The 14,993-nt window shown below is 66.3% G+C and carries 7 protein-coding genes and 2 pseudogenes; 6 read left to right on the forward strand and 3 right to left on the reverse strand.

Features of this window, described 5'->3' with window-relative positions:
* Positions 1–66 precede the first annotated feature (66 nt).
* Positions 67–4,131, reverse strand: a complete 4,065-nt coding sequence (locus ACN265_RS18940; RefSeq protein WP_421408771.1) for an NACHT domain-containing protein — start codon at positions 4,129–4,131, stop codon at positions 67–69.
* A 351-nt stretch (positions 4,132–4,482) separates the two neighbouring features.
* Between ACN265_RS18940 and ACN265_RS18945 the strand changes: the two genes are divergently transcribed.
* Positions 4,483–5,412, forward strand: a complete 930-nt coding sequence (locus ACN265_RS18945) for a hypothetical protein (RefSeq protein ID WP_421408772.1) — start codon at positions 4,483–4,485, stop codon at positions 5,410–5,412.
* Positions 5,413–5,538: 126 nt separating this feature from the next.
* Here ACN265_RS18945 and ACN265_RS18950 read toward each other — a convergent pair.
* A pseudogene (locus tag ACN265_RS18950) lies at positions 5,539–6,051 on the reverse strand (transposase); the annotation flags it as partial.
* A gap of 202 nt (positions 6,052–6,253) precedes the next feature.
* Positions 6,254–7,350: pseudogene (locus tag ACN265_RS18955) on the reverse strand (IS701 family transposase); the annotation flags it as partial.
* A 422-nt stretch (positions 7,351–7,772) separates the two neighbouring features.
* Between ACN265_RS18955 and ACN265_RS18960 the strand changes: the two are divergent.
* The 5 genes from ACN265_RS18960 (at position 7,773) to ACN265_RS18980 (ending at position 14,791) form a co-directional block, all read left to right on the forward strand.
* On the forward strand, positions 7,773–9,182 hold the full coding sequence (locus ACN265_RS18960; protein ID WP_421408773.1) for a Wadjet anti-phage system protein JetD domain-containing protein: 1,410 nt from the start codon (positions 7,773–7,775) through the stop codon (positions 9,180–9,182).
* Between the two features lie 33 nt (positions 9,183–9,215).
* Positions 9,216–10,490 (forward strand): hypothetical protein, encoded by a 1,275-nt coding sequence (locus ACN265_RS18965; protein WP_421408774.1) that lies wholly within the window; start codon positions 9,216–9,218, stop codon positions 10,488–10,490.
* Between the two features lie 112 nt (positions 10,491–10,602).
* The gene (locus tag ACN265_RS18970; RefSeq protein WP_421408775.1) at positions 10,603–11,064 is read left to right on the forward strand and encodes a hypothetical protein; all 462 of its coding nucleotides are present in this window, start codon (positions 10,603–10,605) and stop codon (positions 11,062–11,064) included.
* Complete coding sequence (locus ACN265_RS18975) at positions 11,061–11,675, forward strand: hypothetical protein (RefSeq protein WP_421408776.1); 615 nt, start codon at positions 11,061–11,063, stop codon at positions 11,673–11,675. Before ACN265_RS18970 ends, ACN265_RS18975 begins: the two co-directional genes overlap by 4 nt.
* Entirely contained in the window at positions 11,672–14,791 is a 3,120-nt protein-coding gene (locus ACN265_RS18980; RefSeq protein ID WP_421408777.1) for a hypothetical protein, read from the forward strand. The genes ACN265_RS18975 and ACN265_RS18980 overlap by 4 nt, the downstream gene beginning before the upstream one ends.
* Positions 14,792–14,993 lie beyond the last annotated feature (202 nt).

A 14,993-nucleotide genomic window follows, 5' to 3' on the forward strand; every position in this document is an offset into this window, starting at 1 on the left:
AGCGGCGCGTCTCCCAAAGGGCGAACGTGGCCTGATGCGGCGCTAGCGTGGTGGCGAAGTCAAGCGTCAGGATCGTCGCGATGGGCCGGCGGTGGGTTGCGAGGCGTCGATGGGCTCCACCCCTCGCGCCTCTTGGGTAGGCATTGAGCAATCAATGACGATGGCTCGGATGCTGCGGCCGATCGGCTCAGCTGCTGCCTTTGCGCGTTCCTCCAGGTTGGCGAAAAGGGCATCGCGGTTGCCTCGGATCGGGTCGTTCTTCCAGGTTCCGGCGCGGAATCCATGGCCCGAGTCGAACCAGGCGACGAGAAAGAGCCCGGCCGCGTCGGCAATCGGGTTGAGGTAGCGCTCGACGAGTTGGGTCTCGAGAGCGTCTGAAACTTCGCCGTTCCAGCAGCCCTTCACCTCGATCACCACTCTGATGATGCGACTGGTGTCTCCAGTGGCCTGCGCCTGTACGAGGAGGTCGCTGCGCTGGCCGATGCCGGTCGGCTTGAGGCGTCGTATCTGCACTTCGCGGTTGACAATGACTCCTGGGAGGTAGGTGCGGATCTGATGGTCAACGAGGTCGCTGATCTCGTCCTCCGACTTTGGCCGGCACATCGGCGGTGTCGCTCCGCATTTCCGGTGGTCCCACAGCAAGGTAGCCAGCGGCGACATGCCTTGGAGAACGTCGTCTTGAAAGTGCTGCAGGGCCTCGATGACCATCGCGAGGAGGTGGACCTCGTTGCGCAGCACGCGGCGAGCGGGTAGAAGCGCGAGACGGACTTCATTGGGACGCAGAGGATGCCAGTCTGCACGGGCGAGGGCTGCTCGAGCCCGCGCAACAAGGCGCCGCAGATACAGATGGTCCGAGCGTCGGGTAGCGAGATCGGCCAGCACGGCGACGGCTTCGGAGGTGCCCCGCTGGGCGAGTGCCGGCAGCATCCGGTCACGTTCATGGCCGATGGTCTCCCGCGGCCCGATCCAGTGGGCACCGGACACATTCGGATCCTCGTCTGGCGGGAAGAGGTCGTACATAAGCTCCCACAGGGCCACGAGGTCGGCCTCGGCGAAGGCGTCCGTATCGAAGGCATGGCTTGCCGCGAGGTCGCCGAGGACTGCGGTGGCGGTCTCGGTGTCCTGCTGGAGCCGGTCGCGCAGCTCGTGCCACGCCCTGCTGCCCACGACTTCCAGCGCTGTGGCCGCGAAGCGCCGGAAACGCGCCGTCGGCTCCATGTTCTCCGCGATCCTGCTTAGGGCGTTATCAGGGTCGAGCACGATGAGTCGGGAAAAAGCGACTGATGCTGCCGCGTCGGTGGACGCGGGATCGTCGGCCAGCGCGGTCAGCCATTCGATCGCGTCTGATTCCAGGGCTGGCATCAAGCGCTGCAGCACGAACTGCGCGAACTCAGGTGCAATTTGCATCTCCCGCTCGGCCGCGACGCGGAATGCCTCACCCGCTTGATCGAAGGCGCAACGCAGAGAGGTTAGCAGAAGGCTTTCACCTCCGTTCCTGGGCGTGTGGATCAAAGCGGGTGCCCAGAACGCCCACCGCTCTGCCGGGAGCTCGACGGTCCCGCGCTCGGCGTTAATCAGGGCGAATGCGCGGACACCAGCGAGGGCGGCGGTGCTGAACTGGTCCGTACCGACGAGTGACTCGCCGTTGTCGGTACCTGCATGGAGATACCGGTCGGCAGATCGGACTACCTGGCGGTGTTCGACATCGTTTAGATATTTCCAGCCTGGGAGTGCGCGTACGTCGATTTCAAGCCCTTGCTCCGCGACCGGTCGGTCGGTTTCGAAGTGCGCCCAATAGCAGAAGCGAGCGAAGGCATCTGCCGGCTCTCCCGCAAGGGTCTCGATGAGGCGATCGTGGAGCTGCGCTTCGGTGGGGCCAGGGCCTTCTGCGACTAGCTCGGCTGTCGTGGGGAGTTCCTCAGGACCCGGCCAGGGGTTCAGCCAGCGGTACGCAGGGGAGGATGCATCGATCGTTTCGATAGTCTCTCGATGGTCGTCCCGACTCGGGTCGACGCTGCCCAGAAGCCAAGCGCGCATGGTGTGTGGCTGCTGTTCGATCCGGGCGTCCAGTAGCTGCGTGACCCATAGCAGATCGTCCGCTTGCAGCAGGCTCGAGCGGACAAGCCCCCAAGCGAGAACGACGTCGTCCTCCGTCCCGATCACCTGAAGGAGCAGCGACCGGCGAACCTTGTCAGGTAGTGCAGGCAGGCTTCTTTTTCTGAGCAGTTTGCGGTCCTCGGTCAGGCAGAGCCGGATCAGACGTGCAACGTCGTCGCGAACATTCACATCCTGGCAGTGAAGGAGCCCGGCTTCAACAATGGCGTCCTGCAGAGCATCCGGGCAGACAGGACGTCCGCTGACACGCGGCATTCCTGGCCGATCCCTCCGATCGAGCCGCGCCAGCCACTGCACGGATTCCCGCACCTCTTCGATCGTTAGGGCGGATGCCGACATCGCCTTAGGTAGCTCCATCGAGGCGAATGCCCAGTAACTCCCGAACAAATCGGGATTAGCCGGCTTCTTCAGGTAACGCAGCAACTCGGATGGGGAGGTTCCGGACCTCAGGCGCGCGAAAAGGCCGACACCGAGGAGGTCGTCGTCTTCGTCCGTCAGGTCATCCGCACGGTCGGCCAATGCCCCCAGTGGAGTGTCGGCCTTTGGGGGAACGAGGTCGAGACTTCTTCGGCCGGCCGCATTTCGGAGCACGATCGGCTCGTCCTCCGACATAGCGAGGCCGACGAGCACATCGTTCAAGCCGACGAGTTGGTTGTCCGATACGATGCGCAGGGCCAGATATCTGGCGTCGAGGGAACGGTCCCGATCGGTGAGGTACAGGCGCGCCAGTTCCTCGATGCCTGGGTAGGTTAGCCCGGACAAATCGAGAGGCACGGCCTCGTCAAGCGAGTAGTCGTCCGCGAGCGCGAGGAGTCGGCGCAGTAGCGACTGTCTAAATTCGGGGTCGGTGAGTTCGACCTGGCTGCCGATGAATGCCGCCGGGTCGTCGTCTAGTAGGTCCTCGAACCGGCCGGGGTCGAGCGCGATGAGCCACGCCGCCACCGCCTGAACCTGAGGTGCGAGCAGCCCACCAGGCACCCGCAGCAGCGCGTCCAGCTGCGCCTTCGTTAGCTTGAGATTCGACAGATGGCGGGCAGCCAGATACTCGGCGACTGTCTGGTGAGTGAACTTCAGGGTGCCGTCCGCCGCACCCTCGAACAAGGCGGTGCCTAGGACAGACGGATACGGCGCCGGTACCGGTGTCTCAGGGAGCAGGCTGGCGTAGTCATCTTCCGACAGGGAGAACTCGTCGACCGGTTCGTGCAGTCTGAACCTCTTACGAGTGGTGAAGAGACTCAACACGGCGAGACGTCCCGCACCCTCTCGGAGGGCTCGGTGCTCGCCAGTGTCTCCGGCCACCTGCCGATGAGGGTTTTGCTCTTTGCACAAGCGGTCAATCGCGCGGTCGTAGAGTTCACGCTGCGTGCTCGGTAGCGCGTCACCTGCGGCTTTGTATTCGTCAAGGAGGAACTCCAGCTCCTTCGGGTGCCGGGTGAGCGGTGTTGCCTTCGCGGTGGTGACGGCTTCGAAGAACTCCTGCCCGGACACGCCGAAGGCGTCGGCAAACGTCACAACGTCGTGTTCGGTCAGGGCGATTAGATCCAGCACGGTGACGTCGTCACCGAGGGCTCGATGGAGTACCTGGTTGACGCCGGGGAGCCAGGCGGCCGTGCGGCACGCAAGGACCAGCCTGAGGCCTTCGGGAAGGTCGGTGACGACATCTTCGATCAGGTTCGCCAGTTGTGTCGTCGGCAACGTCGACTCATCCATGCTGTCCAACGCCAGCAGCCCCTCCGCGCCATAGGGGCTGAGTTCGGCCAGCGCGCGCGTGATCTTTCCATGAAGATCACCGTAGGTGCCCAGAGTGATGAAGCGCGCTCGCTCGCCGAGTGACTTGACGAGACTTCGGAGTTCGACCGTCTTGCCGGCGCCTGGTGGCGCGAGCAGGACCGTGCAACGGCCTGTGACGGCGTCGGCAAGACTCAGCTGATTCGCGTCAGACGGACGGACCACGTTCCGGTCGCTGCTACTCCGGTTCATCCAGAACCGGGCAAGAGGTGTCGGGATCCGGGTCATGTGGTTGATCTTAGATGTTCGTGACGTTGGCCTCTGCCCGGCGACGCGCGCTGTCGTAGCCGATGGGAGTACGTGCGGGCCACTGCATCCCTCGATCATCAATGGCAGCGGCTATCCCGGTCTGCGGCGCAGCGGGTCTTTGAGTCTCGGGATCCCCACGAAGACGCGTCGAGCGGGCTTCCCTCGCTCAGGCGCACCAGGACCTCGGCGTGCCAAGGCAAGCTGCTTGGCGATCGCCTACGGCGCGGCTTCCGGGCCGCCTAACCCTATGGTCAGAGTCACCCCGTCACCGCACCGCCGGCGTCCGATTGCCTGATACCGCCGCCGTCCGCGTCCCGTGATGCTCACATTGTGATCACCGTCATTCTGACCTGGGACGCTGGGGAATCCGGCTATCCGTCTGATCTCTATGCGAGGGATGTGAGACGTACAGCGGGCGGCAAGGCGGTCTCCTGTCGGTGGAGTGTCGGGTCGCGCCGGGGTGGGCTGGGTCGCGGGGACCGAGTCTTCCTGTTCCGGCAGAACCGGGAGCGCGGCATCGTCGCAAGCGGAGCCGTGACCGGGAGCAGTGTCTTCGCCGACGCCCACTGGGAGGCTCCGACCCGCCAGGCGTGGTACATCACCCTGCGCTGGGACACCGTGCTGCCGGTGGAGGACCGCCTGTCGGTCGAGAAGCTGCTGGCAGGCGTGCCGACACACCACTGGAATCATGTTCTCGGGTCGGGGCAGCGTCTGTACCCACCGTCCGATGAGCAACTCGAACGGCTCTGGTGGTCCCACCTCGCCGCCCTGCGTGCTTCACCGGCCGGTTTAACAGCCGAACCTGTCCCGGTTTCCGCGGCCGTCACACCTGCCGGAAGCGCGGAGGCGGTACCGATCGAGAAGATCGGCAGAAGTACGTACTCGCTTCCCAGCTCGGAAAGTGCCGTGGCCGTCAAGCGGGAGGCCGACCTCATGGCCCGCTACCAGGAGCACCTCGAGGCCTTGGGACACACCTGCGCGCGGTACCGCATTAGGCCGCCCGGCGAGCCGTACGACCTCTACACCGACCTGTTCGATCAGACTGCCGGTGTGTTGTACGAGGCGAAGGGAGTCGTTACCCGCGACGCTATTCGTATGGCGGTCGGGCAACTACTGGACTACAGCCGACACATTCCCGGCCTGCCTGAGCGTGCCGTCCTCCTGCCGGCTCAACCGGGGGACGACCTGCTGGCCCTCCTGCGCGCACAGAACATTCAATGCGTATACGAGCTGTCGCCAGGCCGTTACGGATGCGACTAGTAGTGCTTTGTTAGGTTCGGTGGCGTTTGTTGCGGTGTAACGGTTTCACGGATTGGTGGCAGGTGATGCAGGCGCCGGTCCAGGTTGCGAGGAGTCGTTGCAGCTCGCGGATGACCGCGTAGAGGGTCAGGCCGGCGCATCCGCTTTTGGGTCCAGACGCAGTTCGGTGATGAACAGATGCGCGGCGGTGACCAGGGTGACGTGGCGGTGCCAGCCGGTCCAGGAGCGGCCCTCGAAGTGGTCCAGGCCGAGGCCGGTCTTCAGTTCTCGGTAGTCGTGTTCGATGCGCCAGCGGATCTTGCCGTAGCGGACAAGACGGGCGTGACTGGTGGTGGCTGGCAGGCTGGACAGCCAGTACTTGACCGGCTCGGCCTCGTCATGCGGCCACTGGGCGATCAGCCACCGCTCGGGCAGGGTGCCGTCGGTGTCACGGGCGACGCGGTGCCCGGCCGGGCGTACCCGCAGGAAGATGAACTGGGAGCTCATCGTGCCTTTCGAGCCTTCCCGCCAGGTGATCGTCTCCGCAGCCTGGCGGCCGGCGGCGCGGATGTGTTCGACCAGGCTGACCGCCGTCTTGGGGTAGCGCGGTTCGGTGCGGGTGGGTGGGCGGCCCCGCCCGGACCACACCCGCGGCACCGGTTGCACCTCTGGCTTGTGGGCTAGTACTCCAGCCGCACCTGGTGAAGTCAGTGTCTTCGCTGGTAGTGGGCCAGTTTGGCGCGGTACTGGTGTCGTCGTCGCCATCGTGACCATCGATGGATGTGGTCGAAGGGGCGGGTGGTGGTGATCAGGTGTGCCAGGAGACGGCGGACCTCGCCGAGGGTGAGGGGGATGAGGCCGTCATCGGGTTCGGTGCCCCCTTTCTAGCGTGGGCGGCGGTGACGGTGAGGTAGGCATGGGCGCACAGAACGAGAGTTATGTGCCGGTACCAGGCGTCGTACCGACGCACCTGGTAGTGGTCGAGGCCGATCTCGGTCTTGGCGGTCTGGAAGCACTCCTCGATCGCCCAACGGGTCCCGGCGATGCGGATCAGCTGCTCGTCTTGGGTGCCTGCAGATCGGTGGGGTTGGTGATGCTGCGTCGGATCAGCAGCCAGTGGCCGGATCCGTCGCCCGTACCGGGCAGGGAGGCCACGGCCCAGTCATAGAGTCGCGGTCCCTTGGCGCCGTCGCCGCAACTGCGCCGCTTCCACGCCAGGGCCGGCGCGTTCGCGGCGAGGACGTCCGGGCGGGAGCTGCCCACCGTGGTCGGGACCCGCTGGTTGCGGGGCACGGCGAGCACGTAGCCCATCCGGTGCTGCTGCAGCCACGTGCGGAACTTGGAGTCCTGTCCGTAGGCCTCGTCCGCGGTGACCCACCTCGCCTGTAGGCCGGCGGTGATGGCGCGTTCAAGCATTCGCAGGCCAAGCGCGGGTTTGGTGGCAAACCCGACGCTGGCCGCGATGCCGGCTTCGGCGCGGCGGGCGGGGTCGTCGCACCAACCACGGGGCAGATACAACTCCCGGTCGATCAGCGTGCGCCCGGCTGGGCTGGTGTAGGCGAGGAACACCCCGAGCTGGCAGTTCTCCGTTCGTCCAGCCGTGCCCGAGTACTGGCGCTGCACCCCGGCCGACTTGATTCCCTTCTTCAGGAACCCGGTCTCGTCGACGATCAGCACCCCGTCGTCATCGCCGAGGTGCTCGGACAGGTAGGCGAACAGGTCATCGCGGACCGACTCCGGGTCCCACGCCGACCGGTTGAGCAGCCGCTGCATCCGATCCGGCGTCGCGTCGCCGGCAGCCTCGGCCAGGGTCCAGCCGTTCTTGCTGGCCAGGGGTGACAGCAACCCGACCAGGTAGGTCAGCGCCTGCCGGCGCGGCTCCGCCCGCCCGAACCGGTGCGCGAACCGCGCCAACAGATCATCCAGACCCGCCCGCCAGCCCACAATCTCATCGATCAGCACAAGCCCGAGAGCCTGCCCCCACGGCGACTGGCCACAACAGACAGACAGTGCGATCACGGAACCACCGACCGAATAGCATCGACACAAGCAGCTACGTGATGGGCTCAACCCCGACATCGATCACGCCAATGAGCTGCCCAAACTCCAGATGAGGCAACTGCGGCTGGAGTATTAACCACCCCCGCCCGGACCGCAGCCGCACGGTCCTGCCCCTGTGCCCGCCGAACCACCGGCCTGAGTCCGAAATCGGTCACTCGCCAAAGCTGGTGAACTCTCCGTAGCTAGTTGTGCCAAGATTGTCGCGGCGTTGCGGCCGCACTGGGGGCGGGCGCGCCGACGAGGGTCGGGTGATGAAGCGGTGGGCGAGAGCTCCATGACAGGCCGGGACCACACCAACAGCGAGACTACGTTTTCAATCTATGCGTGAACATTACGAGCCCCTGCTCGGTGAGCTGGGCGGGCGGACACGGATTCCGCTGAGAGGGCTGCCGAGCGGCTGTGAAGCGGTCACCGTCCCTGTTCGCCGCAATGGCGAAGCCAAGATACCCAAGGATCGCCGCGGACGGGTCAAGGTGTCGCACGTGGACCTGGTGGCGGCCGACCCTGTCCCCCTGTTCGAGCCGCCACCGAATCTGGCGACCGCCGACCTCATCTGGATCCTATCGGCGGGGCGCCGGCAATGGCCCTCGGTGGTGAAGCGGTTCGGCGACCGCGCCGATGCGGTAGCTCTCTCCCTGGTCCGTGCCGGCGGGATTACTCTTCGCTGCGGTGTCGATCCCGACGAGCTGACGATCCGCACACCGGACGGCTGGTCGTTGTCCACCGCTTGGTCCGAGCAGGCGGTGGACGAGATCGCGGACCTCCGGCCGCAGCGGGATCCCGACGACGTCCGCCGCGAGCTTCTGGGACTGCTCGATGGCCTGACACCGCCGACCCTTGCCGCCGAACGGGCCGCACTGGCCACAGTGCCTGCCGGCTCCCCGCTCGCCCCACCTCCCGAAACGGTTTCCGGAGCAAAGAGCTGGGCGACCTACGAAGCCGCGCTCCGGGCAGCTTGCTGTTGGGCGGGCATGGACCGGACCCCCGGTGCGGCTGAGCTTGCCGGCCTGGCCTGGGGCGACACCCACATCACCTGGTCGGCCGCCCGGTCGATCGTCTTCAGCCAGCTCGTCGGCCGGGAATTCTCGCTAGCGGTCAACAGGTCCGACATCGCGATCAGGGTGCGTGGTCCGCTCGTTTGGCGCAACGGGAGCGTCGTAGCCGACGCCATGCGTGGTGTGCCCTGGATCGGCCTTCCCTCCGAGGGGGTCCGGATCGTCGGGGACATCGACTTCTCCGCCCGAGGAATCCTGCTCGTAGAGAACGCGGAAACCTTTCAGGAGGTCTGCAAGCTCGACGATGTGACCGAGTTCTGGCTGTGCATTTGGGGCCAGGGCAAGGCCATTGTCAACACCATCGACCTCATCGCCGTGCTGCCGCCTGTGCCGGTAGCCGCCTGGATGGATCTTGATGCGGCTGGCTTAGAGATCTTTACGATGCTTACCCGACGCCTCGGCCGGGACGCTGTACCGGTCGGCATGGATCTGGAACTGCTCGAGTCAGGCCGCCCGCGTCAGCGCAGCAAAGCGGCCGAGGAGGCCAAAGCTACGGAGGACGATATGCGCCTTGCTGCGCGTATCAGAAAAGACCTGCCCGAGCCGTTACGGGCCGTAGCTGACCGGATCACGCAGACCGGGAAGGCGGTTGAGCAGCAGACTCTGCACAATGTGGTGCTGCCCTCCCTGAGCCGGACACTGGCCGAACGAACGGGCGTCCATGCCGGCCACTGATTTCGACGAACCCCTGACCGGCTGCGAAGTGGCATGAGCACCGACAGCCGAGCGGAACCCACGCTGTTTGACGTTTCCGCCCTACCCGCCCGGGACGCCTTCATTCGGCGCGCGGAAGCACTGATCGCGCCGCTGGCTGCGGATGCCGGGGCGGTCGTGCAGAATCGCGCGACGCTTGCCGTTGCTGAGGCCGTCTACAACGCCTTTGGGGATCTGGACGCCCGCGGAGGGCTGAGCCGAGCTCAGCTCGCCGCGGCCTGCCGTGGCGTCTGCACCGAGGCGGAGTTCGACAGCAGGTTCGGCCTGTTTTGCCGCATGGGTATGCTGCTCCCCCGCTTCGAGAAGAGCAATCAGCAGAGGTACGTGTTCAACCCGACCAGCGCCGCTGGGCTCCTCGTGTTCGAGCGCCTGGAAGAACGTGGTGGCGTCGACGAATTACTCACCTTGCTGGACCGCACCCGCAAGGCGTTGTCCGCGGGTGAAGCCAGCCGTGAGCAGGTGCTGGCGAGCCTCGTCCAGGCTCGGCGCATGATAACGATCGCCTCTGATCACCTGCTGCGGCTTGTCCAGTCGAGCCCGTTGTCGGAGCTGATGGCCGAGCGCGCCCACCATAGTCATGCCACGCTGATGAACGACGTGGCGCAGCTTCACGACCAGGTTCGGACGACCTTCCTGGATCTCGACAACGTGGCCTTCCGGCTCGTGGTAGAAACCCAGCGGTACGTCGGCGCACGTGAGCAGTTCGTAGGACGACTACTCGACGAGAGCGCGGCGGCGCAGGACTTCTCGTTGCTCACCCCAGAGCAATACCTCGAGGCCGCCCTGACGGCCAACACCGAGAGGCTGGCCCAGGTATTCGCCACGACGGTGTTCGATCCGCCGGCGCCCTGGCTTGGTCCGGCGATCGTCGCGCAGGGCGTCGCGGACTTCCGGCCCCACCCAGTCACCCGGCGCCGGCCTCAGCAGCCGCTGGATCCACGACCGGACGACGACCCGTTGGCGAAGGTCGAGCAGCGCACGGAGGAGGCCCGGCAACGCCGCGAACGGCACGTGAAGGTGCTGCTACAGGGGGCAGAAGAAGCCGATCTCACTGGTCGCATGCTGGCCGCAGGCTGGCCCGGGGCGGCGCATCTGCTGGTGAGCGTGCTCGGCGCGCACAGCGATCCCACGCTTCCCTACCGGGTAGAGATCAGCGACGAGCTCATAGTGGATGCCGAGGCCGCCGTCAGCTATCTCAGCCCGGTGACGGTCCACCGGCTACCTCCCGGATTCGAGACGACGCGGGAACACGATGGCCGACCAGGATGATCCGGCGTTCGCGCTCGCGCGGCTCCGAGCCTCCTCGACCCTTCCCGTTCCCGCAGACCCGGAGGTCCTCCGGGCCTGGCGAGCAGCCGCTGCCCGGGGAGGGCGACGCCTGGTGGATGTCACTGGCCACGCCAGGAACGGGCGACTTGCCCTCGGCTGGGTCGCGGGCGCGGAGCCGATTGCCGGGGGCGAGAGCGGCGTCAGCCGCACGGCTCCGAGCCGGACGCTCCTCCTCGTCTTCGCCGCAGCAGTGCGAGCTTGCTGGCCCGACCGCTCCGAGTCCCTCTACCCCGGAACGGCTGCGAAGGAGACCGAGGTTCTTGCCGCTGTCGCGGCCCTCGGCCCCCTCACCGCCAGCGCGGCCGACGGCGGCGTCCCGGGCGAGCGGCATCACAAGGGCGCGTTGCGCAGGCTCTACGACTGCGGCCTGCTGGAGCCGACCGGACCTGACTGCCGCCACGTCCGGCTCGGCCCTATGGTCGCTCTGTGGTCGGAGACCGAGACGAACGCCCTCCGCGCCGTCTACGACCAGCTGCCGCTACCACCGCCCGAGGAGGCCAGCGGAACGTCATGACCGAGGCCCAGCTGAACGACCTTCCCGAGAGCCGACAAGCCGAGGTACGAGCGGCCCTCACCGCAGTGGAGACCGCGGAAGCGCCCGTCCCCGCCTCGGCGTTCCGCGCCCTCATGGATCCGACGCTCCGCGCCGTCCTGGAGCGCTGCCTGGCCGAGCAAGGCCGAATCCTGATACGAACGAGGCAAAGCTTCTTGTCCGGCTACGCCGACACCATGACCGAACGACTGGCGCTTGCAGGCGTCGGACTGCTGCGTCAGGAGGAACAGGCCGTCCTCACGCTCGTGATCCTGCACGGCATCGCGATCCCCCGCGCGGCCGGACGCCTCCGTTCCCAATCGTGGACGGACGCGGAGCCGGTGCCGCGAAGCCGGCTCGTCAAATCACAGATACCGGATAGCAAGATCGGCGCCGCATTGCAGCGGCTGCGGGACGCGGGGATCTTGGCATGGGGTCCGCGTAGGACCGTCGTACCGGGTCCGCAGTTCCATCGGCTCACCCCCGCCGTCACCGAGCGACTATGGGAGAACCTGATCCTGCTCGCCGAGCCACACGGAATCATGGCAGAGGTCATCCAGAGACGCCGCGATCGCGCGAAGGAATCTTCATGACTCAGGACGGGTTCGCCTTCATGCCCGAGGCCCAGGCCGGAACTTCCCGGGCCGTGCGTGGCGTCATCGGCGACCGGCATCTGACGGCGGTGCAGACGTTCGACATCGCGAGGCTGACCACGCATCCAGTGCCGTTGGTTCCGGGATCGTTCGTCGCCGTTTCAGGAATCGGGCCGAAGGGGGACTCGAACGGCTCCGGGAAGACCTCGTTCCTCGCTGCGGTCTCACTCCTGCTCGGCGAGGCTCAGTGGCGGTTAGAAGGCAACGGGGCCCAGTACGCGGCGAATCTGCTATTCAAGCCGGAGTCCGCAGGCCTGGATCCCGAGCACCGCTGGGCACCGGCCGACCGAGGCTTCATCATCGGGGTGTTCGGCGAGCCCGGTGACGCTGAGACGACCGTAGTGACCGTGTGGATACGGATTGCCTCGGCACCGCCGTACCTCAAGGTTCGATGGACGTACGGATTGCACGTCACCGTCGCCGACACTCCTCAGGCCCGGGACGACGAAGCGGAGACGCTCTGGAACGGCCTGCCCCGCGCCCAGGAACTGGGGCCTCGCAACTTCGCCGCCGAGCTGTACGGCGAGGCACCCCGCTGCATGGCCTATCTGGACACGCCGATGCGACCCACCGCACCCTCTCTGCTGTCGCAGCAGATGACGGAGATGACCCCCGAGCAGCTCGGCACCGCCCTCATCGAGCTGACCGGCCGGCAGGGACTCCTCGAGACCGAGCTGGTTCAGCGTGGCAAGCTCGCCGACCAGCAGGAGACGCTCCGCGCCAAGCAGGCCGAAGACGAGAAGGACCGCATCCGGGAACAGACCGACCTTGACGCCGTCGGCAGCCGTGACAGATCGCGGAAATATCTTGAGCAGGGCGAGTCGCTCTGGCAGCTGCATTTCGCGAGGGGGTTGCTGGGTGCCCAAGAAAGAGACGATCTATTTCGGGAACAGATCGGGCGGCTCGAGGCAGAAGTCGCCGATAATCAACAATACCTCGACCATGCACAATCCCAACTGGATTCTATGCTAAAGCGCAAGGATCTGAATGCCGAACTCGCCGGGGCCCGCGATGCACACGAACGGGCGGACAGGAATCACAGGACGGCCACCAACAACGAGTTCCTTCTAAAGGACAAGCTCAGCAAGGCTGTAGAGAGACGAAACGAACTCGTCCCGTTCCGCAGCCGGGTCCCGATCCTCGAGCTTCCCGAAGCACGGGATGCGGTAGAGAAGGCGGAGCGCTCTGTCCTTAAGCACAAATTCCTCTATCACCAAGCAAAGGAGCGCCACGATCAGGCGGAGAGGGAACTGATCGCGGCCCGGGCGGGGCAGGGTGGACCTGCAGCCGAGTCGCTCGCCGCGCTTGAGAGCGCGGGGGTGCCTGCCGTGTCCCTGCTCGATGGCATCGACTTGGACGAGGCCGCTCGCCCGGCTTGGGAACCACGGCTGTGGCCCTACCACTCCGCAGTGGTCGTCGGGCCAGAGCATGAGAACGCAGCGCTACAGGCACTCTCGGAGGTCGCCGGGGCGATACTGCTAAAGGCGGACGCCTCGCTGAGCACACCGCCCGCTAGCCTACCGACCGGCATCACGTCGGACCTCCCCGTAGATGCCTTACTCAAACGCATCGCCGGCCGGACCGAATACCGCAGCGACCCGGACCGTGCCTACGACCAGGAGCTGCACGGGACGACGGTTGGCGGGTTCCCTGCCCCCATCTCGGGAAGGGCAGCTCGCATCGCAGCGGCGGAGGCCGCCCTCGGGTTGGCTAGGGTCACGATGGAGGCGGCCGCGACCCACCTCGGAATCACTGATCTTGAGCTCCAGGCGGCAGAGGAAGCTCTGTCCGTGGCCGAAGCAATCGTTGAGCTCGGCAAAGTAGAAGAACAAAAGCGGGCCCTCGAGGAGAAGCTCGACGCTATGGCGCTCGAGCTCGCCGGCCTGGCCGAAGAACTGGACCGCACCCTCAACGCGATGGTCGCCGCCGATACCGCCGTCCGCACTCATCAACAACAGATCGGCCTAGCCAACGCCCTCGTGACCCAGCTCCGCGGAAAGCGCGACAACGCGGCAGAGAAATGCAACAATCTTGTCATCGAGCGGGACCGGTTGAGGCTCGATTACTGGGTAGCTGGGTGGGGTGACACCCCTGCTGCCGCCGCCGAACTGCTCGCCGCGCAGGGGGAGGACATCCGCCGCCTCCAACCGCGGAGCCTACGCCACAGAGCCGCGGAGAAGCTGAAGGACGCCTTGGACGCCTACGGGAGGACGAGCGAGCTGCTGCCTCCCGAGCTCGCCGAGGCCCAGCAACGACGGCAGAGGCTCATCGACAAGGATCCCGGGGTGGGCGGGGATGACACCGACTTCACCACCATCGCCCGGCCCTTACGGGACCTGCTCGACTCGCGGGCCGAGCACGACCAGATCCTTGAGGCCAGGATTCTGCGCGCCCAGGGCGAGCGAGCAGAACGCCTCGGCGCCCTCGAACACGAGACGGGCCTGATCGAGCGGGACCTGCACAGCCTGCAGGACATGATCAGCAGCCGCGTCGAGGCCGCCCTCGACAAAATTGGAACCAAGCTGAACGAGCTGAACAAGGCGCGCGGCCTGTGGGGCGCCGAGCTCCGGGTGAACGAAGCCCGGCCGGCTACAGCCACGAGCCCGTGGAAGTGGGAGGTCGTACCGCGCTGGAAGCGTTCGCCGCAGGGCGGAATGGTTTCGTACCGCGAGGTCGCCAACGGAGCCCAGGTGAAGGTGTTCGCCATCGAGCTGGTCCTGGCCGCCCTGCTCGCCGCCGAAGGTTCCCGGGGCCGGGTGCTCGTCCTGGACGAACTCGGCAACAGCCTCGGAGACGTCAACCGGCGCGACGTTCTCCACGAGCTGAACACGGTGGCGGCACGTCAGGACGTCACGATCCTCGCGACCTGCCAGGACTCGGTCATCGGCGATGCCGCCGGCGAGTGCGGTGAGATCCTTTGGTTCTGCCACCACACGGACAGTGACGCCTACAACCTACCAACGCGGGCCTGGGGCTACGACCCGGACGGGAAGCGGGTGGAGGTCGTACGCAGCTGGTTGACCACCAGGCGAGCCAAGGCTGGCGAGGCCCGGTAGTTGTGCCCTTGCCAGGTTGCAACGAGTTGATGGCAGGAAGGGCAGAACCCGAGCCAGGTGCTGGTCACCTTCGGCTTCGGCTGTCGGCGGGCCAAGGACGCGACGACCGGCGTCGGCTGCTGCGCCGGCTCCTCCACGGCTTCGCCGCCGCCCTCATCATCGTCGCCGCCCTCCGGAGCGCCGTGCACCGTCGCGGTCAGGT

Source organism: Micromonospora sp. WMMD730, assembly GCF_049178955.1.
Taxonomy (GTDB): domain Bacteria; phylum Actinomycetota; class Actinomycetes; order Mycobacteriales; family Micromonosporaceae; genus Micromonospora; species Micromonospora wenchangensis.